The organism is Streptomyces sp. NPDC050856 (assembly GCF_040653855.1).
Taxonomy (GTDB): domain Bacteria; phylum Actinomycetota; class Actinomycetes; order Streptomycetales; family Streptomycetaceae; genus Streptomyces.
In genome coordinates, this window is the sequence record NZ_JBFAGV010000026.1 from 1 (window position 1) to 23,952 (window position 23,952).

The 23,952-nt window shown below is 72.6% G+C and carries 22 protein-coding genes; 15 read left to right on the forward strand and 7 right to left on the reverse strand.

The window, feature by feature from the left end:
* Positions 1-125 precede the first annotated feature (125 nt).
* The 8 genes from AB0H53_RS21740 (at position 126) to AB0H53_RS21775 (ending at position 6,958) form a co-directional block, all read left to right on the forward strand.
* Positions 126-770 (forward strand): HAD family hydrolase, encoded by a 645-nt coding sequence (locus AB0H53_RS21740; protein WP_362115697.1) that lies wholly within the window; start codon positions 126-128, stop codon positions 768-770.
* Positions 771-825: 55 nt separating this feature from the next.
* A complete protein-coding gene (locus AB0H53_RS21745; protein ID WP_362115700.1) occupies positions 826-2,010 on the forward strand; it encodes an MFS transporter in 1,185 nt (394 codons plus the stop codon).
* A complete protein-coding gene (locus tag AB0H53_RS21750) occupies positions 1,979-3,157 on the forward strand; it encodes an acetoin utilization protein AcuC (protein ID WP_362115703.1) in 1,179 nt (392 codons plus the stop codon). The genes AB0H53_RS21745 and AB0H53_RS21750 overlap by 32 nt, the downstream gene beginning before the upstream one ends.
* A gap of 101 nt (positions 3,158-3,258) precedes the next feature.
* Entirely contained in the window at positions 3,259-4,074 is an 816-nt protein-coding gene (locus tag AB0H53_RS21755) for a phosphatase (RefSeq protein WP_362115706.1), read from the forward strand.
* A gap of 128 nt (positions 4,075-4,202) precedes the next feature.
* The gene (locus tag AB0H53_RS21760) at positions 4,203-4,415 is read left to right on the forward strand and encodes a helix-turn-helix domain-containing protein (RefSeq protein WP_362115709.1); all 213 of its coding nucleotides are present in this window, start codon (positions 4,203-4,205) and stop codon (positions 4,413-4,415) included.
* 121 nt (positions 4,416-4,536) lie between these two features.
* Positions 4,537-4,635 (forward strand): AURKAIP1/COX24 domain-containing protein, encoded by a 99-nt coding sequence (locus AB0H53_RS21765; RefSeq protein WP_003948845.1) that lies wholly within the window; start codon positions 4,537-4,539, stop codon positions 4,633-4,635.
* Positions 4,636-4,792: 157 nt separating this feature from the next.
* Positions 4,793-5,869 (forward strand): NAD-dependent epimerase/dehydratase family protein, encoded by a 1,077-nt coding sequence (locus AB0H53_RS21770; protein ID WP_362115712.1) that lies wholly within the window; start codon positions 4,793-4,795, stop codon positions 5,867-5,869.
* A gap of 15 nt (positions 5,870-5,884) precedes the next feature.
* Positions 5,885-6,958 (forward strand): lysophospholipid acyltransferase family protein, encoded by a 1,074-nt coding sequence (locus AB0H53_RS21775; protein ID WP_362115715.1) that lies wholly within the window; start codon positions 5,885-5,887, stop codon positions 6,956-6,958.
* A gap of 108 nt (positions 6,959-7,066) precedes the next feature.
* Here the strand turns inward: AB0H53_RS21775 and AB0H53_RS21780 are convergent, their stop codons facing one another.
* The 3 genes from AB0H53_RS21780 to AB0H53_RS21790 form a co-directional block, all read right to left on the reverse strand.
* Positions 7,067-8,272 carry a DUF5667 domain-containing protein gene (locus AB0H53_RS21780; RefSeq protein WP_362115718.1) on the reverse strand — a complete coding sequence of 402 codons (1,206 nt, stop codon included), beginning with the start codon at positions 8,270-8,272 and terminating at the stop codon, positions 7,067-7,069.
* 227 nt (positions 8,273-8,499) lie between these two features.
* Complete coding sequence (locus tag AB0H53_RS21785; protein WP_362115721.1) at positions 8,500-9,279, reverse strand: ECF subfamily RNA polymerase sigma factor, BldN family; 780 nt, start codon at positions 9,277-9,279, stop codon at positions 8,500-8,502.
* A 592-nt stretch (positions 9,280-9,871) separates the two neighbouring features.
* Positions 9,872-10,798 carry an HAD-IB family hydrolase gene (locus AB0H53_RS21790; protein ID WP_362115724.1) on the reverse strand — a complete coding sequence of 309 codons (927 nt, stop codon included), beginning with the start codon at positions 10,796-10,798 and terminating at the stop codon, positions 9,872-9,874.
* Positions 10,799-10,912: 114 nt separating this feature from the next.
* Here AB0H53_RS21790 and AB0H53_RS21795 point away from each other — a divergent pair, with 114 nt between their 5' ends.
* The 6 genes from AB0H53_RS21795 to hemB all read left to right on the forward strand — a co-directional run bounded on the left by AB0H53_RS21795 (position 10,913) and on the right by hemB (position 17,382).
* Positions 10,913-11,182: a glutaredoxin family protein gene (locus AB0H53_RS21795; protein WP_362115727.1), complete on the forward strand. Its 270-nt coding sequence runs from the start codon at positions 10,913-10,915 to the stop codon at positions 11,180-11,182.
* 274 nt (positions 11,183-11,456) lie between these two features.
* On the forward strand, positions 11,457-12,245 hold the full coding sequence (locus AB0H53_RS21800; RefSeq protein ID WP_362115730.1) for a redox-sensing transcriptional repressor Rex: 789 nt from the start codon (positions 11,457-11,459) through the stop codon (positions 12,243-12,245).
* Entirely contained in the window at positions 12,242-13,597 is a 1,356-nt protein-coding gene (locus AB0H53_RS21805) for a glutamyl-tRNA reductase (RefSeq protein ID WP_362115733.1), read from the forward strand. Before AB0H53_RS21800 ends, AB0H53_RS21805 begins: the two co-directional genes overlap by 4 nt.
* Before the next feature lie 20 nt (positions 13,598-13,617).
* Positions 13,618-14,586, forward strand: a complete 969-nt coding sequence (hemC, locus tag AB0H53_RS21810; RefSeq protein WP_362115907.1) for a hydroxymethylbilane synthase — start codon at positions 13,618-13,620, stop codon at positions 14,584-14,586.
* Positions 14,583-16,250, forward strand: coding sequence for a bifunctional uroporphyrinogen-III C-methyltransferase/uroporphyrinogen-III synthase (locus tag AB0H53_RS21815; RefSeq protein WP_362115736.1), 1,668 nt, complete (start codon positions 14,583-14,585; stop codon positions 16,248-16,250). Before hemC ends, AB0H53_RS21815 begins: the two co-directional genes overlap by 4 nt.
* 136 nt (positions 16,251-16,386) lie before the next feature.
* Positions 16,387-17,382 (forward strand): porphobilinogen synthase, encoded by a 996-nt coding sequence (gene hemB, locus AB0H53_RS21820; protein WP_362115739.1) that lies wholly within the window; start codon positions 16,387-16,389, stop codon positions 17,380-17,382.
* 106 nt (positions 17,383-17,488) lie between these two features.
* On the opposite strand, the gene AB0H53_RS21825 is transcribed toward hemB, so the two are convergent.
* From AB0H53_RS21825 to AB0H53_RS21835, 3 genes are all read right to left on the reverse strand, one after another.
* Entirely contained in the window at positions 17,489-18,286 is a 798-nt protein-coding gene (locus AB0H53_RS21825) for a DUF4253 domain-containing protein (protein WP_362115742.1), read from the reverse strand.
* Positions 18,287-18,347: 61 nt separating this feature from the next.
* A complete protein-coding gene (locus tag AB0H53_RS21830; RefSeq protein WP_362115745.1) occupies positions 18,348-19,232 on the reverse strand; it encodes an NAD(P)-binding domain-containing protein in 885 nt (294 codons plus the stop codon).
* A 279-nt stretch (positions 19,233-19,511) separates the two neighbouring features.
* Entirely contained in the window at positions 19,512-20,300 is a 789-nt protein-coding gene (locus AB0H53_RS21835; RefSeq protein ID WP_362115748.1) for a DUF4232 domain-containing protein, read from the reverse strand.
* A gap of 298 nt (positions 20,301-20,598) precedes the next feature.
* Between AB0H53_RS21835 and AB0H53_RS21840 the strand changes: the two genes are divergently transcribed.
* On the forward strand, positions 20,599-22,101 hold the full coding sequence (locus tag AB0H53_RS21840) for a helix-turn-helix transcriptional regulator (RefSeq protein WP_362115751.1): 1,503 nt from the start codon (positions 20,599-20,601) through the stop codon (positions 22,099-22,101).
* A 77-nt stretch (positions 22,102-22,178) separates the two neighbouring features.
* Here the strand turns inward: AB0H53_RS21840 and argS are convergent, their stop codons facing one another.
* Complete coding sequence (argS, locus tag AB0H53_RS21845) at positions 22,179-23,936, reverse strand: arginine--tRNA ligase (RefSeq protein ID WP_362115753.1); 1,758 nt, start codon at positions 23,934-23,936, stop codon at positions 22,179-22,181.
* Positions 23,937-23,952: the final 16 nt, after the last annotated feature.

Here is a 23,952-nt window from a genome sequence, read left to right on the forward strand (position 1 = left end):
GTACTGCAGGGGGGACCCTGTGGGAGAGTAGGACGCCGCCGAACAATTTTTGAGCCTCGGTCCCCGGACAGTAATGTCCGGGGACCGAGGCATTTCTGCGTTGTGCCCCGGCTTAGTGTGTGGCCATGCGCTATGAACTGGTCATCTTCGACAACGACGGCGTTCTCGTCGACAGTGAACCCCTATCCAATACAATCCTGGCCGGCTACCTGACCGAGCTCGGGCACCCCACCTCGTACGAGGATTCGCTGCGCGACTACATGGGCGCCGCCGTGCACCGCGTGCACGACCTCGTCATGGAACGCAGCGGGCAGCGGTTGCCCGAGGACTTCGACGAGACGTTCCACTCCCGCGTGTTCGCCGCCTTCGAGCGCGAATTGGCGGCCGTACCCGGTGTGACCGAAGTACTCGGGAAGCTGGTCGCGGCGGGCGTCCCCTACTGCGTCGCCTCCTCGGGAAGCCACGAGCGGATCCGGGTCGGGCACCGCAAGACCGGCCTGGACCTCTGGTTCCGGGAGGGCAGCGTGTTCAGCGCCCAGGACGTGGGCCGGGGCAAGCCGGCGCCGGACCTCTTCCTCCACGCCGCCGAGCGGATGGGAGTGGCACCGGAGCGGTGCGCGGTGGTCGAGGACAGTCCCCTCGGGGTGCGGGCGGCGCTGGCCGCCGGGATGGACGTGTACGGGTTCACGGCGATGACACCCGCCGAGAAACTGGTGGGCGCACACGGGTACTTCGACGACATGTGCCGGCTTCCCGCGCTCCTCATCTGACGACCCGTGCGGCCGGTCTGTCCCCGCGGACCCGAGCGCCCTACGCTGTCCGGCCATGACGGATGCGCGGTTGCGGCGCGGCAGAGGCTCGCTGGCGCTCTGCTTCCTGGCGCAAGGGGTCGCCTTCGCACTGCTGGTCACGCGCATCCCGGCCGTCCAGGACCAGTACGGGATCCCCGACACGCTGCTGCCCGCCTTCCTCGCCGCCGTACCGGTCCTGGCGGGGGCCGGCAGTGCGGCCACCGGGGCGCTCGTTCGAAAGGTCGCGCCCAGCCGGCTGCTGCGCTGGGCCCAGCCGGTGGTGCTGCTCTCCCTGCTCCGGGTCGGTGCCGGGGACGCGCTGTGGGAAGCGGCCGTGGCCTTCGGGGTGTTCGGCCTGGCCGTCGGTGTGCTGGACGCGTCCATGAACATGCTCGGAGTCGGCCTCCAGCGGGCCTACGGGCGCAGCCTCATGCTGGGCTTCCACGCCTGGTACAGCCTGGGCGGGATCGTGGGGGCGTCGCTGGCGTGGGCCGGGGCGTACCGGGAGCTGCCCCTGCTCGCGACCTGCCTCCCGGCGGTCGTGGTGCTGCTGCCGGCCGCGCTGGTGGCGAGCCGGTGGTACGTGGACGGGGAGGCGCGGCGGACGCACGGTTCCGCGTGGCGGGTCGCCGGAGGGCGGGCGCTGCTGCCGCTGTGCCTGGTGATGACCTTCGCGTACATCGCGGACGCGACGGTGTCGCATTGGAGCGCGAAGTACCTCCGGGACGTGCTGGGGGGTTCACAGGAGCTGGCGACCGTACCGTACGGCGCCTATGTGGTCACGACACTGCTGGGGCGGGCGGTGGGCGACCGGGCGGTCCGGCGGTTCGGGGCGGCGGCGGCCGTGCGCGGTGGGACGGCAGTGGCGGCGGCCGGGTTCGCGGGGGTGGCCGGGGCGCCGGGGCCCTGGGCCGGGCTGGCCGGTTTCGCGGTGCTGGGCCTGGGACTGAGCGTGGTGGTGCCGCAGACGTTCGCGGCGGCCGGGCGGCACCCGGCCGGTGACGTGGCGGTGGCGCGGGTCAACGTCTGCAACTACGCCGGGTTCCTGATCGGGTCGCCGCTGGTGGGAGCGGTCGGGGAGGCGTGGAGCCCGCGCGGGGCGATGCTCGTGCCGCTGGTGCTGCTACTGCTGACCCTGCGGTACGCCCGGTCGTTCGCCGTTGAACGGGACCGATACGGTGGCGGGCATGAGCGGCCGCACACTGTTGATGTGGGATGACGCAGTAACCGGGTACGACTTCGGTCCCGGCCACCCGATGGATCCGGTGCGCCTCGCGCTGACCATGGGCCTGGTGCGGGCCTACGGCCTGGACCGCGCGGTGGACGTGGTGGCGGCCAAGCCGGCCGGGGACTCCACCCTGCGGCTGGTGCACCGCGAGGACTACGTGGCGGCCGTCCGGGCGGCGTCGGCCGACCCGAGGGCGGCGGACCAGGCGTACGGGCTGGGAACCATGGACGACCCGGCGTTCGCCGGGATGCACCAGGCGGCGGCGCTCATCGCCGGACAGTCGGTCGGCGCGGCGGAGGCGGTGTGGCGCGGCGAGGCCGCGCACGCGGTGAACTTCGCGGGCGGACTGCACCATGCGATGCCGGCGTCCGCGGCCGGTTTCTGCGTCTACAACGATGCCGCGCTGGCCATCGCCCGGCTGCTGGAACTGGGCGCCGAACGGGTCATGTACGTGGACGTGGACGTGCACCACGGGGACGGGGTGCAGGCGGCGTTCTGGGAGGACCCCAGGGTGCTGACGGTGTCGCTGCACGAGCATCCGCGGACGCTGTTCCCGGGGACGGGGTGGCCCGAGGAGACCGGCGCGGCCGGCGAGGCCGAGGGAGGCGCGGTGAACGTGGCGCTCCCGGCCGGAACGGGGGACGCCGGCTGGCTGCGGGCGTTCCACGCGGTGGTGCCGGAACTGGTCGCGGACTTCCGCCCGCAGGTGCTGGTCACCCAGCACGGCGCGGACACGCACTTCGAGGACCCGCTGGCGCACCTGGCGGTCTCGCTGGACGCCCAGCGCGCGGTGCAGGCCGCCTGTCACGACCTCGCGCACGAGTACGTGGACGGGGACAGGTGGGTCGCCCTGGGCGGCGGCGGATACGCGGTCGTGGACGTCGTGCCCAGGTCGTGGACGCACCTGGTGGGCATCGCGGCGGGCACTCCGGTGGAGCCGACGTCGGTCGTCCCGTCCTCGTGGCGGGACGAGGTGTACGCCCGGACGCGGCAGTTGGCGCCCGGGCGCATGACGGACGGCCGCTGGCCGGTGTCGTGGCGCGGCTGGGACGAGGGGTACGACCCGGCGGACCGGCTGGACCAGGCGGTGCTGGCGGCCCGCCGGGCGGTGTTCCCGCTGCGGGGGCTGCTGCCGTAGGGCGGACGGGGCGAAGGGCGCAGGATAGCCGGTTAGGCCAACTGTGGGGTGTCTTCGACGTTCCGGCGACCCCCGCCGGGGCGTGCGGGAGCATCGGCAGGGTGTTGAGTACCGGGGCGCTGCGTGCGCATCTGCTGGCGGCCGGGCTGGCCGGCCCCGTGGCCACCTCCAGGGAGACGAGTCTGCGCAGCTACCGGCTGTTCGCGGCCCGCGATCCCCGGGTGACGCTCGGGCTGGTGCCCGAGCGGAGTTGGGGCGAGCGGGACCTGCTGCGGCTGATGGCCGACAAGTGCGGGGTCTCGGGGGACCCCGAGCACCGTTCGGGGCCGGACGTCATCGACCCGGACCGGACCCTCGGCGCGCTCGACGCGTTCGCCGGGCGGCTCCTGGAGGCGGCCCGGCGGGGTGCGCCCGTGCTGTTCGGGACCGGACATCCGCACCGATTGCTGGGGTTCTACGCGGGCCTGGCAGACGCTTTGTCAGCGGTTGGCTGCCCCGTTCTCACACCCGCGCAGGGGAGATGTGTCGACATAACGACCCGGTTCGGCCTACGCACGTACACGATCGACTACGTACGGGGCGTCGCCCTGGTGCGGGAACCGGACACGGAGGGAGCCGGTTGTGAGACCGGCGCGCACAGCCACTCGCCGCTGCCGGTCAGGGTCGCTCTGGAGGCACTCGCGGACGCCGGGGGGCCGCTGCCGGGGCTGGTCGTGGGCGACCACGGATGGGTCTGCGGCGCAGGTCAGCTGGGCATTGAGGCCATCGGCCTGGCGGACACGGACGACCCGGCGCTGTTCGTCGGCGAGGCGGAGGGGCGCGTGTCCGTGGCCGTGCCGCTCGATGACGCTGTGCGGTCCGCTTACTACGGACCGCTTACTCGGTATGTAATCAATCGAGCGTGTCTGCCCCAGTAGGCGGCCGGCGGCTGCTCCTCTTCCCCACTCGTATCACCCGCCCCTAGTCTGGTGAGTGAGCGCACCGCGACGAAGAGTCACCGGAGGGGAAGCCGGTGGGCGTCGTGTGCGGAAGGTACAGGTGGGTCATGGCTGCTGCTGGCGAGATGCCTCTCAACGAGGTCAGGTTCCTTACCGTGGCGGAAGTCGCCTCGGTGATGCGAGTGTCGAAGATGACCGTGTACCGCTTGGTGCACAGCGGTCATCTGCCGGCGATCCGGGTGGGGAGGTCCTTCCGGGTTCCGGAGCGAGCGGTTCACGAGTACCTCCGTGACTCTTTTGTGGGGGTGGAGACGGTGTAGAAGGAGTCCCTCGTACCCCTCGGGTTACAAGCTCAGCGCTGAGGCCGGTAGGCTAGGCCGACGTAGGTCGTGTGGGCCCAGACGCCCCGCACCGAGTGAAGAGAAGTGAGCGAGGGTAGTCGTGGGCTCTGTTATCAAGAAGCGGCGCAAGCGGATGGCCAAGAAGAAGCACCGCAAGCTGCTCAAGCGCACTCGCGTTCAGCGTCGCAACAAGAAGTAGGCGACAGCGGTACGCGCGGCATTCGCGGCCCTCCCACCGGTTCCGGTGGGAGGGCCGCGGTGTTTTCCGCGCGTTCTCCGGGCGCCGCGGTCGTCACAGCGCAGCACCGAACCGCTACGGTGCTCCGTAGGCGAGGACCGAACGGAGGCGCTTGATCTTGGGCAAGGTCGTGCTCGTCACCGGTGTGGCCCGGCAGCTCGGCGGCCGTTTCGTGCGGCGCGTCCAGCGCGACCCCGAGGTGGAGCGGGTGATCGGCGTGGACGCCGTTGCTCCCGGGCACCACCTGGGCGGGGCCGAATTCGTCCGCGCGGACATCCGCCAGCCCGCCATCGGGCGGGTGCTCGCGGAGTTCGGGGTGGACACCGTCGTCCATATGGACGTCACCGGGACGCCGCTGGGCTCGGGTGGCCGGACGGCGGTCAAGGAGACCAACGTCATCGGCACGATGCAGTTGCTCGGCGCGTGCCAGAAGTCACCCACCATCAGACGGCTGGTGGTGAAGTCCAGCACGGGTGTGTACGGCTCGGCCCCCCGCGACCCGGCCGTGTTCACCGAGACGACGCCCCCGAAGTCCCTGCCGAGCGGTGGCTTCGCCAAGGACGCCGCGGAGGTCGAGGGATATGTGCGCGGTTTCGCCCGGCGGCGCCCCGACGTGGCGGTGTGCGTGCTGCGGTTCGCCAACATCCTGGGACCGGCCGCGGACTCGCCGCTCGCCGAGTACTTCTCGCTGCCGGTCCTGCCGACCGTCTTCGGCTACGACCCCCGATTGCAGTTCGTCCACGAGGACGACGTCATCGAGGTGCTGCGGATCGCCTCGCGTGAACCGCGACGCGGGACGCTCAACAGCGGCACGTTCAATGTGGCCGGCGACGGGGTGCTGACGCTGTCGCAGTGCTCGCGGCGGCTGGGCCGGCCGACGGTGTCGGTGCCGCTGCCGGCCGTCAGGTGGGTCGGCACGGCCCTGCGCACGGTCGGCGTGACCGACTTCTCGCCCGAGCAGATCCGGCTGCTGACGCACGGCAGAGTGGTGTGCACGGCGCAGATGCGCGAGACACTCGGTTACGAGCCGAAGTACACCACCGCCGAGACCTTCGCCGACTTCGCACGCGGGCGCGGGCCCGGTCTGCTGCCGCCGGAGGCCCTGGCGGGAGCGGTCGACCGGATCGCCGCCTGGCCGCCGCTGGCCGGCGGCGGGCCGACGCAGGATCAGTCCCGGGCTCACGGCGCCGGATAAGGAGCGCAGGCAACGATGGCGGACGCCAAGGTCATTCCGTTCGACGACGACCGGGCGCGGCCGGGCGCCCAGCGCCCGGGGCGCAACGGCCGGCGACGACCGGCTCCCGCCGGCCAGGGCACCCCGCACGGCGCGGGAGACGGCCCGGACGCCGAGGTGAGCCCGCTGCCGGCGCGTCGCGCCCCCGAGCGGGACGGGGACGCCCAGGACGCGGTGGAGGACCACGAAAGGGCTTCTGACGGCACCGCGGGCCAGTGGGAGCGCAGGATCGCGGGCGGGCTGGCGTTCCTGCGGCGCCGGATCACCGGCGAGTACCAGGTGGACGAGTTCGGCTACGACGCTGAGCTCACCGAGCAGGTCCTCATGTCACTGCTCCGGCCGCTGTACGAGAAGTACTTCCGCGTCGAGGTGAAGGGCGTCGAGAACATCCCGTCCGAGGGCGGGGCCCTGCTGGTGGCGAACCACTCGGGGACGCTGCCGCTGGACGGGCTGATGATGCAGGTCGCCGTGCACGACAACCACCCGGCCGGACGCCATCTGCGGCTGCTCGCCGCCGACCTGGTCTTCATGCTCCCGGTCGTGAACGAGTTGGCCCGCAAGGCCGGCCACACGCTGGCGTGCGCGGAGGACGCGGAGCAGCTGCTGCGGCGCGGTGAGATCGTCGGGGTGATGCCGGAGGGGTTCAAGGGCATCGGGAAGCCGTTCAGTGAGCGCTACAAGCTCCAGCGGTTCGGCCGGGGCGGGTTCGTCTCGACGGCGCTCCGGGCAGGGGTGCCGATCGTGCCGTGCTCCATCGTGGGCGCGGAGGAGATCTATCCCATGATCGGCAATGCCAGGACCCTCGCGCGACTGCTCGGGTTCCCCTACTTCCCGCTCACGCCGACGTTCCCCTGGCTCGGCCCGCTGGGCGCGGTGCCCCTGCCGACCAAGTGGACGATCCAGTTCGGTGAGCCGATCCCGACGGACGGCTACCCGCCGGAGGCGGCGGAGGACCCGATGCTGATGTTCAACCTGACGGACCAGGTCAGGGAACAGATCCAGCACACGCTGTACAAGCTGCTGGTGCAGCGGCGCTCGGTCTTCTTCTGAGCCCCGGTCCGGCGAGTCCGGTCGTTGAGGGGGCGGCGTGGTGACAGTACGGCGATGGCGGGCGCCCTCTCCGGGACCCACCATCGCCTACCGCCGTACCGCCGTGCGCTACTGCGCGTCCTCCCCGTCGATGCCAAGACTGGGGAGGATGCCCCCCGGGAGCAGCGGGGGCAGGGTGACGTCCGGGGCCGGCGCGGGGCTGTCCTTGCCGCCGGAGGCGGGCGGGGGAGTCGCCGGGTTCGGTTCCAGGAGGTCGCCGGCGCCGCCGCCGATCAGGCCTTCGTCCGGTGCGGTGCTGGATCCGGAGGGTCCGGGCCTGCTGCTCGTCCCGCCCGATGAGGGGCGGGACTCGGGGGCGGACGGTGCCTGCTGGGACGGGCGGCCGGTGTCCGCGGACTCCCGGGGGCCGCTGCCGGCCGAGGGGCCGGGGCCCCGGCCGTTGCGCTCCGGCACCTGGGGGAGCCTGGACCGCAGTGGCCCGACCTCCTGGTCCATGGCGGCGAAGACGGAGCTCACCTCGTCCCGCACGTCGGTGAGCTGGGCGGGCAGCCGGTCGCGCAGGCCGTTCCAGGCGTCGCGGTGGTTGCGTGCGAACGAGTTCAGCGTGGCCATCGGGGCGATGGCGCCGTCCCGCTGGTACGCCAGTCGCAGCAGCCGGTGGCCCTCGGAAGCGTCGTTCCTCATACCGGTGAGCGCGCGTCTGATCTCGTTCAGGACCTCGTGGTCCAGAGTGCCGGATCTGTCGCGCTCCATCAGGCGGCGGGCCTCGCTGAGCCGGGTGGAGGCATGGTTCAGGTGGATCTTACCGCGGTCGGCGTCGTCGTCCGCCATACCGAGCTTGAGGTCTTCCATGCCGCGCTTCAGGCCGTACAGCGAGTCACCGGGGAGGGCGTCGGAACTGGCAGCGGCCACGCCGCTGAACGCCCCGGCCGCCACACCGACCGTGAGCCCGCCTGCGGCGAGACCCTTGGACCAGCGGGAACGCGGGCGCAATTTCCGGAGAGCGGTGGCCCGGTGCGCACCCCGCCCGGTCGACGTCCGCTGCTCCGGCACCGTAGGGCCCGTGGACGCGCCCTCCGCCGCTGTGCCCTCCTGGAGCATCGCTTCCATGGCGGCGACGAGCTGCGCTCGCTGCACCACCTTCACCTCGGGGTCCAACTCCGGCTTCGGCAACTCGCCGAGACCGCTCGCCAGGGCCAACAGCCGACCGTGCTCGGTCGGTTCGACCGATGCCTCGGGCTGCTCGGCTGCCTGATCCTCCAGGGCCTGGGCGAAGGCGTTCGCCCGCCGGTGCGCCGATACGTTCGCGATCACTGGCGGCACCTCCTCTCGTCATGACGGTCGACTCCCCGGGGGTTCCGGAAGGTTGCACACCTTGAACGCGACCACTCGAATGAGTGAGTGGCTACGGACACGGTGCGACCACAGGGAGCCTGCATCCCGCACAACGAGCGTCGTGGCACTTGGGTTACGGACGAAGGATGATCGGACCAGCGCGTCATCGAGGCGTCACAGACGGTGAGTTGGGAAGTGGGGGGCGGTCAGCGTGCGTCTTCGGGGAGCAGGCGGGCCAGGGTGCGCACCGCCCGGTACTGGAGAGTCTTGATGGCTCCTTCGTTCTTGCCCATCACCCGGGCGGTCTCCGCGACGGAGAGCCCCTGCAGGAAGCGCAGGGTGACGCACTCCTGCTGCTGCGGGTTGAGCTTGCGGACCGCCTCCAGCAGGGCGGCGTTGGAGAGGGACTCCAGGACGGAGTCCTCCGGGCTGCGCTCGACCTCATTGGCGTCGAGCATTTCGCCGGTGGTCACTTCCAGTCGGAATCGACTGGACTTGAAGTGGTCGGCGACCAGGTTGCGGGCGATCGTGACCAGCCAGGCGCCGAAGTCGCGCCCCTGCCAGGTGAACGTCGAGATCCGGCGCAGGGCGCGCAGGAACGTCTCGCTGGTGAGGTCCTCGGCCGTCGCCTTCCCGCCGACGCGGTAGTAGATGTAGCGGTAGACGGTGTCGCTGTACTGGTCGTACAGCCGGCCGAACGCGTCGGCCTCACCGGCCTGGGCGCGCTCGACCAGGTCCATCATCCGGGCGCTGTCGCTGTCGGCGGCCGGCCGGCGGGCGGTGGTCGAGGTGGCGGAGCCGCCCCGGCCGCCCCGTCTGCCGACGGCGGCACCGCCGTCGGCGAGGGCATAGCAGGGACCGGCGGGTGCCGGTGCGGCGAAGGCGGGGACGGCGTACGCGGTGGGGACGAAGCCGCGCAAGTGGTCGAGGACCGTCGCGCGCAGCGTAGCCAGGCCCGAGGCGTCAACCCCGACGTGTGGGTACACGGGACTCCCAGAGGCAGAGCTTCCATCACGTGCAGTGCGGGACCTTTCACTCGTCATGGCGACGTGTGGGGGTTCCGTATGCGTCTGAGGAGAATAACGCTTCGTGCAGGGAGTGCTACACCGAGTTGCTCAAATCATCGGTTCGGTCGCTTCTGTTACGTCTACGCGGCTGATTGAGTCGCACTTGGCGACCGTTTATTGATCGAGTCACGTCGTCATTTGTTTGGCTGGGCGATGTGTTGTGGCCGAGTCGGAGTCGCCGGACTGGCGGGGGCGGGGTGCGGGTAAGACCCCGTGATTGGCCGCGCGCGGCGAGCACGAAGGGCCGGCGGGGCGCCGGACCGGGTGCCGGCCGGCCGAGGTGCCGGGCGGCCCGGGCCACCGCCGGACCGGGCGCCGCCGGGGTCGGGGGCGAGCGGCGGACCCGGGTCGCGGCGCGACACCGGGCGGCGCGCGGGGCCCGCCCGGTGGCCCGGGCCGCCCGGAGGGCGTGGGTGCCGTGCGGGGTGGAGTCGCCCGGAGCCGGAGCCGGAGCCGGATCCGGGGGCGGATCCGGGGGCGGACGGGCGGGAGGCGCGGGCCGCGCCGGGGGTCAGCGGCGGCGGCGGTGGAGGGCGACCGCGGCGGCCGTGCCGCCCGCGAGGGCGCCGACGCCGGCGGCGGCCGGGATGCCGACCTTGGCGGCCTTGCGGCCGGTCCGGTAGTCCCGCAGCCGCCACTCCCGCTCCCGGGCGTACTTGCGCAGCTTGGCGTCCGGGTTGATCGCGTAGGGGTGGCCCACCAGCGACAGCATCGGGATGTCGTTGTGGGAGTCGCTGTACGCCGCGCAGCGCGACAGGTCCAGGCCCTCGGCGGCGGCCAGCGCGCGTACCGCCTCCGCCTTGGCCGGGCCGTGCAGCGGCTCACCGACCAGCCTGCCGGTGTAGACGCCGTCCACCGATTCGGCCACCGTGCCGAGCGCGCCGGTCAGGCCCAGGCGGCGGGCGATGATCGTGGCCGTCTCCACCGGGGCGGCGGTGACCAGCCACACCTTTTGGCCGGCGTCGAGGTGGGCCTGGGCCAGGGCGCGGGTGCCGGGCCAGATGCGGTCGGCCATGTACTCGTCGTAGATCTCCTCGCCGATGCTCATCAGCTCGGAGACCCGGTGGCCCCGCACGATGGACAGGGCGCTCTCGCGGGCGTCCTGCATGTGCTCGGGGTCCTCGATGCCGGCCAGCCGGAACCAGGTCTGCTGCCAGGCGAACCGGGCCAGCTCCCGGCGCTGGAAGAACTTCCGCTTGTACAGGCCCCGGCCGAAGTGGAAGAGGGCGGCGCCCTGCATCACGGTGTTGTCGAGGTCGAAGAAGGCTGCGGCGTGTTCGTCCCCGTGGACGGGGAACTGCGGCGCCGGGGCGGGCGGCGCCGCCACGGCGAGCGCCTGCGAGGTCTTCCGTGCTGCCTCGGCCGACGCTTCGCCCGCGAGCACGCTGCGCGCGGTGGCGGCGCGTTTGCGCGAGGTGAGCCATCCCAGTGCGGCCATGTCGTGAGCATAGCCACTGCGTTCGTCGGTTCCCGACCTGTGGGAGGCCATGGCGTGAACTCCGGGGAGACGTTCCGTCGAACGGACCGTCCGCGCGGGGCGGACAATGGCTGCATGTTCGGACGTACCAAGAAGCAGAGCGCCGGTCCGCGGACGGTCACGCTCATCGGGAAGCCAGGCTGCCATCTGTGCGACGACGCGCGGGCGGTCGTCCGGGAGGTCTGCGCGGAGACGGGCGCGGTCTGGGAGGAGAAGGACATCACCCGGGACGCGGAGCTGCACCGGGCCTACTGGGAGCAGATCCCGGTCGTCCTGGTCGACGGCGAGCAGCACACCTTCTGGCGGGTGGACGCGGACCGCCTCAGGCGTGAGCTGCGCGGTTGACTGATTGAAGCGGGTACCATTGTGTGCGTTTTGTTCGGTTTCGGGGGCGGAGTCGTAAGGAGTGTGAACGGTTTTGCCCCCTTCGGTCTTCCAACGGGCTGACGCCGTCCACGGTTCCGGGGCGGCGCGTTCCGACCGCGTGACCCCGGTCACTTTGCGCGGACAAATCGGACACCATCTTTGTGCACGCGTTCACAAAGACATAGCCTGCTGTCGACGGGGCGGTCCTGGGACATGTGGCCGCCTGCAGCCCCGCTCATCCCGCAGGAGCACCGTGGCAACTGGCCGAACACACCGACCGGCGACCCGTAGCCGAGGAATCCCCGAGGCCACCGTCGCCAGGCTTCCGCTGTACCTGCGGGCGCTCACCGCACTCTCCGAGCGCTCGGTACCCACGGTCTCCTCCGAGGAGCTCGCGGCCGCCGCGGGAGTCAATTCCGCCAAGCTGCGCAAGGACTTCAGCTACCTCGGCTCGTACGGGACGCGCGGCGTGGGCTACGACGTCGAGTACCTCGTCTACCAGATCTCCCGCGAGCTCGGTCTGACCCAGGACTGGCCGATCGTCATGGTCGGCATCGGCAACCTCGGCGCCGCCCTCGCCAACTACGGCGGGTTCGCCTCCCGTGGCTTCCGGGTCGCCGCGCTGATCGACGCGGACCCCGCGATGGTCGGCAGGCCGGTCGCGGGCGTCCCGGTCCAGCACATCGACGACCTGGAGCGGATCGTCGACGAGAACGGTGTCTCGATCGGCGTCATCGCCACCCCCGCCGGTGCCGCGCAGCAGGTCTGCGACCGGCTGGTGGCGGCCGGGGTGACCTCGATCCTCAACTTCGCGCCGACCGTGCTGACCGTGCCCGACGGCGTGGACGTGCGGAAGGTCGACCTCTCCATCGAGCTGCAGATCCTCGCCTTCCACGAGCAGCGCAAGGCCGGTGAGGAGCCCGCCGGCCCGGAGGCGGCCGTGGACAGCGCCGTCGTGCCCCCCGTCGTGCGCGGTGGTACCCCGCTCGACGGCGGACGGAAGGGACCGGACGGGGACGTGCCCGCCGTGATGCCGGCATGAGCCTCCTGGTCGTCGGCCTCAGCCACCGCAGCGCCCCGGTCAGCGTGCTGGAGCGGGCCTCGCTCGACTCCGGCACGCAGAGCAAGCTGCTCCAGGACACCCTCGCCGCCGAGCCGGCCGTCGAGGCCGCCGTCCTGGCCACCTGCAACCGCATCGAGCTCTACGCCGACGTGGACAAGTTCCACGCGGGCGTCGCCGAGCTGTCCACCCTGCTCGCCCAGCACAGCGGGGTCGGGCTGGAGGAGCTCACTCCGTACCTCTACGTGCACTACGAGGACCGGGCCGTCCACCACCTCTTCTCGGTGGCGTGCGGGCTGGACTCCATGGTCGTCGGCGAGGGGCAGATCCTCGGCCAGATAAAGGACGCCCTCGCGCGCGGGCAGGAGCTGCACACCGCGGGGCGGCTGCTGAACGACCTGTTCCAGCAGGCGCTGCGGGTCGGCAAGCGGGCGCACAGCGAGACCGGCATCGACCGGGCCGGTCAGTCGCTGGTCACCTTCGGGCTGGAGCAGCTGGCCACCGGGCAGACCGTCGAGTCCTGGGCCAAGGGCCGGCGGGCACTGGTCATCGGCGCCGGGTCGATGTCCTCGCTCGCCGCCGCGACCCTGGCGCGCTCCGGCGTCGACGAGATCGTCATCGCCAACCGCACCGCCGCCCGGGCCGAGCGGCTGGTGCAGATCCTCACCGAGCCCGGCGGCACGGGCGTGACCGCCCGCGCCGTGGCGATGGACAGGCTCGCCGACGAGCTGACCCGCGCCGACGTCGTGGTCTCCTGCACCGGCGCCACCGGGCTGGTGCTGACCCGCGTGGCCGTCGAGACCGCCATGGCGGCCCGCACCGCGCCGCTGGCGCTGCTCGACCTGGCCATGCCCCGGGACGTCGACGCCGCCGTGCACGGCATGGTGAACGTCCGGCTGGTGGACATAGAGTCGCTGGCCGACGCCTCCGCCGACGCGCCGATGGCCGCCGACGTGGACCAGGTCCGCTCCATAGTCTCCGACGAGGTAGCCGCCTTCGGCGCCGCCCAGCGCGCCGCCCACATCACTCCGACGGTCGTCGCCCTGCGCACCATGGCCGCCGATGTGGTGGCCGGCGAGATCGCCCGGCTGGAGGGACGGCTGCCCGGACTGGACGAGAAGCAGCGCGCCGAGATCACCCAGACCGTGCGCCGCGTCGTCGACAAGCTCCTGCACGCGCCCACCGTGCGGGTCAAGCAGCTCGCCAGCGAGCCCGGCGGCGCCGGGTACGCGGACGCGCTGCGCACACTCTTCGACCTCGACCCGGAGGCGGTCGCCTCCGTCAGCCGGGCCGACATGAATGACGCCGATGTCAAGAACCGAGGGCGAGTATGACCGAGAGGGCCGAGGCCGGGATGGCCGAGAAGGCCGAGAGGGCGTTGAGGCTCGGGACCAGGCGCAGCAAGCTCGCCATGGCCCAGTCCGGGCAGGTCGCGGAGGCGGTCCGGAAGCTGACCGGGCGCCCCGTGGAGCTGGTGGAGATCACCACGTACGGGGACACCTCCCGTGAGCACCTGGCGCAGATCGGCGGCACCGGCGTCTTCGTGACCGCGCTGCGCGACGCGCTGCTCGCCGGCGAGGTCGACTTCGCCGTGCACTCGCTCAAGGACCTGCCGACCACGCAGCCCGACGAGCTGGTGCTGGCCGCGATCCCGCGCCGCGAGGACCCGCGCGACGTGCTGGTCGCCCGGGACGGGCTGACGTTCGAGGACCTGCCGTCCGGGGCCCGCGTCGGCACCGGTTCGCCGCGGCGGGCGGCGCAGCTCAACGCGTACGCGCGCAGCCACGGCCGGGAGATACGGACCGTGGCCATCCGGGGGAACGTCGACACGCGGATCGGCTACGTACGCGGCGGGGAGCTGGACGCGGTGGTACTCGCCGCGGCCGGGCTGCGGCGTATCGGGCGCATCGACGAGGTGACCGACTTCCTGTCGGTCGACACCGTTCTGCCCGCTCCCGGCCAGGGAGCCCTGGCGATCGAGTGCGCGGCGGACAACGCCGGCCTCGCCGCCGTGCTCGCCGAGCTCGACGACCCGCACACCCGGGCCGCCGTGACCGCCGAGCGATCCCTGCTCGCCGCCCTGGAGGCCGGCTGTTCCGCACCCGTGGGTGCGCTGGCCGACCTGCTGGCCGATGGGCAGGCTGTTCATGAGATGCGCCTGCGGGGCGTCGTCGGCACGACCGACGGCTCCACGCTCGTGCAGTTGTCCACCACCGGTCCCGTACCCACGTCGCACGACGACGCCGTCGCGCTCGGGCGCGAACTCGCGTCCGAGATGCTCGCCAAGGGTGCGGCCGGTCTTATGGGGGAGCGAGCACTTTGAGCCCCACCACTGCAACCAAGGCTGCCTCGGCGTTCTCCGCGTGCGGGCACGTCACCTTCCTGGGCGCCGGACCCGGTGATCCGGGGCTGCTGACACTGCGCGCCGTGGAGGCGCTGGCGGGCGCGGACGTACTGATCGCCGAGCCGGATGTGCTCGACGTCGTACGCGGCCATGCCCGGGCGGGCGTGAGCACGCCGGAGCTGGCGGTTGTTGACGATGCGTCAATGCCCGCCGGGGTCCCCGTGTTGAGGGACGCGGCCAATCTTGTCATGGAGGCCGCGCGCGGCGGCAAGCGGGTCGTCCGCGCGGTGAGCGGCGATCCGGGGCTCGACGGCAACGCGGGCGCCGAGATGCTCGCCTGCGCCGCGGAGGGCATTCCCTTCGAGGTCGTGCCCGGTGTCGCCGCGGCCGTGGGTGTGCCCGCGTACGCCGGTGTGCCGCTGCGCGACGCGGAGGGCGCGGACGTGCGCTTCGTGGACGCCCGTACCGCGAGCGAGCGGTGCTGGACGGAGGTGGGCGCGTCCGACGGCACGGTCGTCGTGACCACGTCCCTCGACGCGGTCGCCTCGGCCGCCGGTGAGCTGGTGGCGGCGGGCCGCAAGCCCGACACCCCGCTGACGGTGACCGTCGCCGGTACGACCACCCGGCAGCGCACCTGGACCGCCACGCTCGGCACCATCGCCCAGGTGCTCAAGCAGGCGAAGGTACTGCCGTCGCCGGACGGCCACCAGTCGGCGATAGCCGTGGTCGGTGAGCGCAGTTCCGCCGCCCAGCGCGACCAGCTCGCGTGGTTCGAGTCCAAGCCGCTGTTCGGCTGGAAGGTGCTCGTGCCGCGTACCAAGGAGCAGGCGGCGTCGCTCTCCGACCAGCTCCGGTCGTACGGTGCCGTGCCCAGCGAGGTCCCGACCATCGCGGTCGAGCCGCCGCGCACGCCGCAGCAGATGGAACGCGCGGTCAAGGGCCTGGTGACCGGCCGGTACGAGTGGATCGCCTTCACCTCGGTCAACGCGGTCAAGGCGGTCCGCGAGAAGTTCGAGGAGTACGGGCTCGACGCCCGCGCCTTCGCCGGGATCAAGGTCGCGGCGGTCGGCGAGCAGACGGCGCGCGCCCTGGTCGAGTTCGGGGTCAAGCCCGACCTCGTGCCGAGCGGTGAGCAGTCGGCGGCGGGGCTGCTGGAGGACTGGCCGCCCTACGACCCGGTCTTCGACCCGATCGACCGCGTCTTCCTGCCGCGCGCCGACATCGCGACCGAGACGCTGGTCGCCGGGCTGATCGAGCTCGGGTGGGAGGTCGACGACGTGACCGCCTACCGGACCGTGCGCGCCTCGCCGCCGCCGGCCGAGACCCGCGAGGCGATCAAGGGCGGCGGGTTCGACGCCGTGCTGTTCACGTCGTCGAGCACGGTGCGCAACCTGGTGGGCATCGCCGGGAAGCCGCACAACGTGACCGTCATCGCCTGCATCGGGCCGGCCACCGCGAAGACGGCGGAGGAGCACGGCCTGCGGGTGGACGTGCTCGCGCCCGAGCCGTCCGTGCACAAGCTGGCCGAGGCGCTGGCCGAGTTCGGGATGCGCCGCCGCCAGGCCGCCCTGGACGCGGGCGACCCGGTGACGCGGCCGAGCGAGCGGCGCCCGGGAGCGCGGAGGCGCCGGACGACGACGTAGCCGCAGGGGGGCGTTCCGGGCCCTCCTCCCGGCCGGCCGGGTGCGCCTTCGGGCGTGCCCGGCCGTCGTCGTCGCCGGGCGGGCGCCGACGGGGTGTCGGCATTAGCGGGGTCCGAGGCGGCGTAGCGTGGCCGGTATGACTGTGTATGGATCCTTTCCCGGTGCGCGGCCGCGTCGGCTGCGGACGACTCCAGTGATGCGGCGGATGGTCGCGGAGACGCGGCTGGACCCGGCCGACCTGATCCTGCCCGCGTTCGTGCGCGAGGGAGTCACGGAGCCCGTGCCGATCAGCGCGATGCCCGGCGTCGTCCAGCACACCCGTGACACGCTGCGGAAGGCCGCGGTGGAGGCGGTGGAGGCGGGAGTCTCGGGGATCATGCTGTTCGGCGTGCCGGAGGAGTCGAAGAAGGACGCGGCGGGGACGGTGGGCACCGACCCGGACGGAATCCTCCAGGTCGCCATCCGGGACGTGCGCGCCGAGGTCGGCGACGACCTGGTCGTCATGTCGGACCTCTGTCTGGACGAGTACACCGACCACGGTCACTGCGGGGTGCTCGACGCGCGGGGCCGGGTCGACAACGACGCGACGCTGGAGCGGTACGCGGAGATGGCGCAGGTCCAGGCGGACGCCGGCGCCCATGTGGTGGGGCCCAGCGGAATGATGGACGGCCAGGTGGGCGTCATCCGGGACGCGCTGGACACCATCGGCAAGGAGGACGTGGCGGTGCTCGCCTACACGGCGAAGTACTCGTCCGCCTTCTACGGGCCGTTCCGGGAGGCCGTCGGCTCCTCGCTGCGCGGCGACCGCAGGACGTACCAGCAGGACCCCGCCAATCTGCGGGAGTCGATGCGGGAACTGGCGCTGGACCTGGAGGAGGGCGCCGACATGGTCATGGTCAAGCCCGCCGGTCCGTACCTCGATGTGCTGGCGAAGGTCGCCGAGGCCGTGGACGTGCCGGTCGCCGCGTACCAGATCAGCGGTGAGTACGCGATGGTCGAGGCCGCCGCGGAGAAGGGCTGGATCGACCGGGACCAGGCGATCCTGGAGACGCTGACCGGCATCCGACGGGCGGGCGCGCGCATGATCCTCACCTACTGGGCGACCGAGGCCGCCCAGCGGCTGAGGGCGTGAGGGGACCCCGGGCGGCGGCACCGTCCGCCCGCGCGGCGGGCGGACGGGACGTCGCGGCTCCGGACCGGTCCTTCGCGGGCCCGGGCCGGTCCTTCACGGGCCCGGTTCAGTCCCACCAGAAGGACCAGTGCGGGCTGCCGAGCACCGCCTCGGCGGCGTACGCGCGGATGGTGTCGTAGCCCTGCCAGACGTTGTCCGGGCAGAACGCGTGGTGCTCGGCGGCCACGGCCAGGGCCTCCGGCATCGTGCGGGGTGGGGCGGCGACCGAGAGGTCCATGCGGTCGTAGTGCAGTGCCACCAGACGTGTGCCGAAGCGGTCCTCCCAGGAGCGCAGGACCGTGGACAGCAGCCCGGCGTCGGTGTGGTTGCAGGCGCCCAGCCAGCCCAGCGCGGCGGGAACGTCCGCGCTGCGGCGGGCCGGGACCAGGCCGGCCCGGGCGCCCCGCAGGGACGGGGTCTCCAGCAGGCGGGCGGCCACGCGGGCGGCCACGGTGTCCGGGTCCGCGCCGCTCCCGCCGGCCGGGGCGAGCCCGGGCCACCGGGGTGTGAAGGGGGCGATCGTGGCGGCGTCGTCCTCGGCGGTCTCAGGGGGCTCAAGGGTCCCAGGGGTTCCCTCGTAGTCGTCCGCCTGGACGTCCTCCCACAGGGCGGCCAGCGTCCGCTCGGGGTCGTGGTCGTCCGGGTCGGACACCTCGCCCGGGTCGAGGTTCTCCTCGTCCCAGGCGAGTGAGCGGTGTCTGTCGTCCACCAGCAGCACCGGCTGCATCCCGGCCGCCTCCCGCGCGGCCAGGAGGCCGGTCCACGACAGGCGGGCGGTGGGCTCGTCCGCGGACCAGAAGGAGGGCTGGACGCGGACGGTGCCGGGCGGCAGGCCGAGACCGAGCGAGTTCGGGTTGATCACCATGAGCCGACCATAGGGGCCGGCACTGACAACCGGCCCGGCCCGCCAGGCAGGTGACGGCCCGTCAGCCCCGCTTGAGCAGGTCCGCGAGGCGGGAGAGCCCGTCGGCCCCGTACCCCTCGGTGACCGAGCGGTCCAGGAGGGCCTGGAACGGCGCGAACAGCTCGCCGTCGACGCCCTGGTCCCGGAGGGCGTCGGAGATGTTGGCGAAGGCGGTGCGGTTGACGGCGAGGCTGGCGACGTCCGTCCCGTGCCGGTCGGTGTCCAGGGCCTCGCCGAACTCGGGGAGCAACTGGAGCATCGCGCCGACCCAGGGGACCAGCAGCCCGGAGAACTCCGCGGCGGACACCTTCTCCGAACGGACCAGGGCGAAGGCCTGCATGGCACCCGCGATCATGCCGTACATGCCGGTGAGCAGGCCCAGGTCGTACAAGGCGGCCAGGCCCGGGTCGGCGCCCGTCCACGTGGTGCCGCCGAAGGCGGCGAGGACGGGCCGGTGGTTCTGGAAGGCCGACTCGTCGCCGCTGTAGAGGACGTACGCGTGGGGACCGCCGATCATCTGCGGTACGCCCATGATGCCGCCGTCGACGTACCGCGCGCCCAGCTCGGCGGCCCGGGCGGCCAGCTCGCGGGCCTGGGCGGGGGTGCCGTTGGTCAGGTTGACCAGGGTCTTGCCGGACACGGCGGCACCGAGGCCGTCCAGGATCTCCTGGACGTTGTCGTTGGTGAGGAGACACAGGACGACGAGCGGACTCGCCGCGACGGCCTCGGCCGGCGTCCCCGCGGGCGACGCGCCCCGGGCGGTGTGGGGACGGGCCTTGGCGGGCGAGCGGTTCCAGACGGTGACCTCGTGACCGGCCTCCAGGAGGGCTGAGGCCAGGGCGGAGCCCATCATGCCCAGGCCGAGGACGGAGACGGCGGCGGGAGAGGGAGGGGTGGCTGTGGACATGAGGGGGCTCCTGGGAGGGATCTCTGGGTGGTTTCCCTGATCCTCACCCGGGGTCGAACTGCCCACAAGTACCCACTAATTGGTCAGGTACTTACCGGATGGTGCGTAACGGGAGCACGGGAGGGCCCCGACCGGTGTCCGGTCGGGGCCCGGTGAACGTCACCACCCGGCGGACCGGATGCCGTCGGTCTTCACCGTGTTCGCGTGTTCACCGTGTCCGTGTCCGCACCGTGTTCGCCTGGTCCCGTGTTCTCGCGGTGGTGGGTGGATCACCGCGACTCAGTGCATGAGCGCGTCGTCCATGGAGCTCTGCCAGTAGGTGACGTTCGCGGAGGTGTCGGTGTAGGTGCCGGCGGGCAGTGTGATCACCACCGGGGCGGCGTCCGTCGAACCCCGGCCGTCGCGCGGGGCGAAACCCACCGCGAGCTTCCGGGCCGTCCGGCCGTCGCCGCCGCTTCCGTCGGCCGCCGCCAGCGTGATCGAGGCGTAGGCCGACTCGCCGGGGCCGAGGGTCACGACGGCCTGCGGCTTGCTGCTGTCGTTGACGGTGGTCGCGGACTGCGCGTCGTCGAAGCGGAGGAGGGGCGCGTAGTAGGCGTCGCACGCCTTGGAGCCGGTGTTGGTCAGGGTGAGCAGTCCGTGGTTGAGGGGGCGGTGCACGGCCGTGTACGTGACCTTGACGTCGGCTCCGCAGGGCTCGGTGACGGGGGCGCTGTCGGACGAGCCCGCCCCGGCCGTACCCGCCGGCCCACCGGTGCCCTTTCCGGCACCCGAGCCGGAGCCCGAGAGCGAGCCGGAGCCGGAGCCGTTGCCGGGGGTGCCGCCGCCGGTGCCCGCTGCGGAACCCGAGCCGGTCCCGGCCGGCTTGGCGGTCGCCCCGCCGGTCGTCCCGCCGGCGGCCGGGCTCGCCGGTGCGGTGGACGACGGGGGCTTCGGCGCACCGGCGGAGGGCGACGCGGCACCGCCCGCCGCGCCGGGGCCGTCGCCGTTCTGGCAGGCGGTGAGCGAGAGGGCGGCCAGCAGGGCGGTCGCGGCGATTGTGGTGGTGCGGGTCCGGAAGGTGCGCATGACGGTGGTGCTCCCCGTGGGTGTGCGGTCAGTGACGGTTGATCAGTGCGACGACGACCGCGGTGCAGGCGATCAGTACGCAGACGGCGCAGGCGTCGACGAGATGGAGGCGGCGGTGGGGCCGCATCGGTGCTCCCTCTCTTCGGTGGTGCTGGACACACCGTGCCGGGCAGCGTGATTCACGGGCAATCGGCACGGGACAATGAGGAACGCTGGAACGCCGGAACGGCTCTGGCCTGCGGTTTTGTTGTATGCCTGGAACGCTGTTCCGGGATGGCGCGGTGGAGGGGGCGGCCGGGTGGGGACCGAGACGGAAGGGTTCGCGGAGGCACTGCGCGGGCTCAAGGAGCGCTCCGGGCTGAGTTACGGCGCGCTCGCCAAACGGGCGCACATGAGCACGTCGACGCTGCACCGGTACTGCAACGGGGACGCCGTGCCGACGGAGTTCGCCCCCGTGGATCGGCTCGCACGGCTGTGCGGGGCGTCCCGGGACGAGATGGTGGCGCTGCACCGGCGCTGGATCGTCGCGGACGACGCCCGGCGGCGCGGCCGGGCCGCGGCGCCGGAGGCGGCCGGGCGGCACCCGGACGGACCGCGGCCGGTGGACCGCCCGGACGAGGCGGATGCCGTTCCGGCGGAAGCGGCGGCGGCCGGCCGGGGGACGGGGGCCGACGAGCCGGCGGCCGGGCACGACGGTGCGGCGGCGGGACGCGACGGTTCGGCGGCCGGGCACGACGACAAGGAGCCGTCGTCCGGGCCGGCCGGGACGGATCCGGGCGCCGGGCCCGTGGCCCTGCTCGGCCCCGCGCCGCCGCGGGCGACCGGCGGCGACCGCTCCCGGCGGCGGGTCCGGCTCGCGGCCGTCGTGGCGGCCGCCGCGGTGGTGGCCGCCTCCACCGCGCTCGCCGTGACCATGGACTCCGGTGCTCCGAGGGGCACCGGAGCCGGAACGGCCAACTCCGCCGAGCGTGTCCCGGCGACCGGGCCCGCCGCCCCCTCCGGCACGCCGCGCCCCAGCACGTCCATGTCCATGCCCATGTCCACGTCTTCGGCACCGTCACCCTCCGCCCCGGCCGGTGCCTCCGTCCCCGCCGCCGGCGTGACCGCCTCCGCCGCCGCGCCGGCCGGCACCGTGCCCCCGGGGGCAGCCGGGCCCGGCCGGCGCGAGAGCGGCCCACCGCTGGCCGTCGACGTACGCCCGTACGTCTGGCGCGACCCGTGCAGTCAGGTCTACGTGGTGGACCGGCCCCCCGCGCGGGTCCCGCCGCCGCCGTCGGAACAGGACGCGCGGGGCTGGGTGACCGCCCTGGGCGGGGCGCCCGGCGGCGACATGCTGATCGAGCTCGCCGTGCAGGGCACCGGATCGGAGACGGTGGTGCTCCACGCGCTGCACGTACGGGTGGTGGAGAAGGACGCGCCGCTCCCCTGGAACGCGTACACGATGGGCGTGGGATGCGGCGGCGACATGACGCCGCAGAGCCTGGACGTCAACCTGGACGTGGCACGTCCGCACACCGTGCCCGTCGCCGGACGGCAGGGCGACCGGGAGATCCCGGCGGGGGACTTCCCGTACAAGGTCTCCGCCGGTGATCCACAGATGTTGCGGGTCACCGCGCACACGGCCGGGCACGCCGTGCGCTGGTACCTGGAGCTGGAGTGGAGCAGCGGGGACCGGCGGGGGACGCTGCGGGTCGACGACCACGGCCGGCCGTTCGCCACGAGCGCCGTCACCGGGCGGCCGACCTACGGCTACCCCCTCGGCGGCAGCGGGTGGAGCCCGCAGGAGACGGGCGAGGACTGAGGGCCGGGCCGGGCCGTCCCGGTCGCCGCGCCGAGGGGCGCGGCGACCGGGACCGGATCAGCGGCGCTCGGCCCGGATCAGAGGCGCTCGGGCGTGCGGATGCCGAGCAGGGCCATGCCCTGGTGGAGCGTACGGGCCGTCAGCTCGCACAGGAACAGCCGGTTCTCCACCTGCTCCGGGGTGTCCGCCTTGAGGACCGGGCACTCCGCGTAGAACGTCGTGTAGTGCGACGCGAGCTGGTACAGGTACGCGGCCAGCTTGTGCGGCTCGTACGTCGACGCGACCTCGGCGAGGGTCTCGGCGAACTGGTCCAGGTGCAGGCCCAGCGCGCGCTCGGCCGGGGCCAGGGCGAGCTCCGGGTGCGGGGCCGGCTGGGCGGTGCCCCGCTTGCGGATGATCGACTTGATACGGGCGTACGCGTACTGGAGGTAGACGGACGTGTCGCCGTTCAGCGACACCATCTGGTCCAGGTCGAACTTGTAGTCCCGGGACGCCGACGTGGACAGGTCGGCGTACTTGATCGCGCCGATGCCCACCTGGGCGGCGCGCTCGGCGATCTCGTCCTCGGTGAGGTCCACGGACTTCTCGCGGACCACGGCGGCCGCCCGCTCGATCGCCTCGTCCAGCAGGTCGACCAGCCGGACCGTCTCGCCCTCACGGGTCTTGAACGGCTTGCCGTCCTTGCCCAGCACCGTGCCGAAGGCGAGCTGGACGGCGTGCACCCGGTCGTTCAGCCAGCCGGCCCGGCGAGCGGTCTCGAAGACCATCTTGAAGTGCAGCGACTGGCGGGCGTCCACCACGTACACCAGGGTGTCGGCGCCCAGGTTCCGGACGCGGTCGCGGATGGCGGACAGGTCGGTGGCCGCGTAGCCGTAACCGCCGTTGGACTTCTTCACGATCAGCGGCACCGGATTGCCGTCCGGGCCCTTGACGTCGTCGAAGAACACGCACAGGGCGCCCTCGGAGCGGACCGCGACGCCGGACTCCTCCAGCAGGCGGCACGTCTCGTCGAGCATGTCGTTGTAACCGGACTCGCCGACCACGTCCGGGTCGTCGATCCGCATGTCCAGCTTGTTGAAGACGGAGTAGAAGTAGATCTTCGACTCGTCCACGAACCGCTGCCACAGGGCGCGGGTCTCCGCGTCGCCGGACTGGAGGGCCACCACCCGGTCCCGCGAGCGGGCCTTGAACTCCTCGTCGGAGTCGAACAGGGCGCGTGACGCCTTGTAGAGGCGGTTCAGGTTGGACATCGCCTCCTCGCCGGAGACGTCCTCGCCCTTGTGGTCCAGCTCGTGCGGGTGCTCGATGAGGAACTGGATGAGCATGCCGAACTGGGTGCCCCAGTCGCCGATGTGGTGCCGGCGGATCACCTTCTCGCCCGCGAACTCCAGGATCTGCACCATCGCGTCGCCGATGACGGCCGACCGCAGGTGGCCGACGTGCATCTCCTTGGCCACGTTCGGCTGGGCGTAGTCGATCACCGTCGTGCCGGGCCGCTCCGCGTACGGAACGCCCAGGCGGTCGTCGGCGGCGCGGGCGGCGAGGGTGCCGATGATCGCCTCGTCGGAGACGGTGATGTTGAGGAAGCCGGGGCCGGAGACCTCGATGTCCTCCAGGACGTCATTGGCCGGGATCGACGCGACGACCTTGGTGGCCAGCTCGCGCGGATTGCCCTTGAGCTTCTTGGCCAGGGCCAGGATGCCGTTGGCCTGGAAGTCGGCCCGGTCGCTCCGTCGCAGCAGCGGGTCGGCGGAGCCGGCCTCCGGCAGGGCTGCCGAGAGGGCGTCCGCGAGGCGCTGCTGCACGGTCGAAGCGAGGGAAGGGACCGAGGCCATGAGCTTCCGTTCCTGT

Excerpts from the sequence above, each read along its gene's own strand:
- AB0H53_RS21825 (WP_362115742.1), bottom strand. The coding sequence starts at position 18,286 with ATGGTGATCAACCCGAACTCGCTCGGTCTCGGCCTGCCGCCCGGCACC.
- AB0H53_RS21745 (WP_362115700.1), top strand. The coding sequence starts at position 826 with ATGACGGATGCGCGGTTGCGGCGCGGCAGAGGCTCGCTGGCGCTCTGC.
- AB0H53_RS21740 (WP_362115697.1), top strand. The coding sequence starts at position 126 with ATGCGCTATGAACTGGTCATCTTCGACAACGACGGCGTTCTCGTCGAC.
- AB0H53_RS21760 (WP_362115709.1), top strand. The coding sequence starts at position 4,203 with ATGGCTGCTGCTGGCGAGATGCCTCTCAACGAGGTCAGGTTCCTTACC.
- AB0H53_RS21775 (WP_362115715.1), top strand. The coding sequence starts at position 5,885 with ATGGCGGACGCCAAGGTCATTCCGTTCGACGACGACCGGGCGCGGCCG.
- AB0H53_RS21830 (WP_362115745.1), bottom strand. The coding sequence starts at position 19,232 with ATGTCCACAGCCACCCCTCCCTCTCCCGCCGCCGTCTCCGTCCTCGGC.
- AB0H53_RS21805 (WP_362115733.1), top strand. The coding sequence starts at position 12,242 with ATGAGCCTCCTGGTCGTCGGCCTCAGCCACCGCAGCGCCCCGGTCAGC.
- AB0H53_RS21795 (WP_362115727.1), top strand. The coding sequence starts at position 10,913 with ATGTTCGGACGTACCAAGAAGCAGAGCGCCGGTCCGCGGACGGTCACG.
- AB0H53_RS21790 (WP_362115724.1), bottom strand. The coding sequence starts at position 10,798 with ATGGCCGCACTGGGATGGCTCACCTCGCGCAAACGCGCCGCCACCGCG.
- hemB (WP_362115739.1), top strand. The coding sequence starts at position 16,387 with ATGACTGTGTATGGATCCTTTCCCGGTGCGCGGCCGCGTCGGCTGCGG.
- hemC (WP_362115907.1), top strand. The coding sequence starts at position 13,618 with ATGGCCGAGAAGGCCGAGAGGGCGTTGAGGCTCGGGACCAGGCGCAGC.
- AB0H53_RS21835 (WP_362115748.1), bottom strand. The coding sequence starts at position 20,300 with ATGCGCACCTTCCGGACCCGCACCACCACAATCGCCGCGACCGCCCTG.
- AB0H53_RS21750 (WP_362115703.1), top strand. The coding sequence starts at position 1,979 with ATGAGCGGCCGCACACTGTTGATGTGGGATGACGCAGTAACCGGGTAC.
- argS (WP_362115753.1), bottom strand. The coding sequence starts at position 23,936 with ATGGCCTCGGTCCCTTCCCTCGCTTCGACCGTGCAGCAGCGCCTCGCG.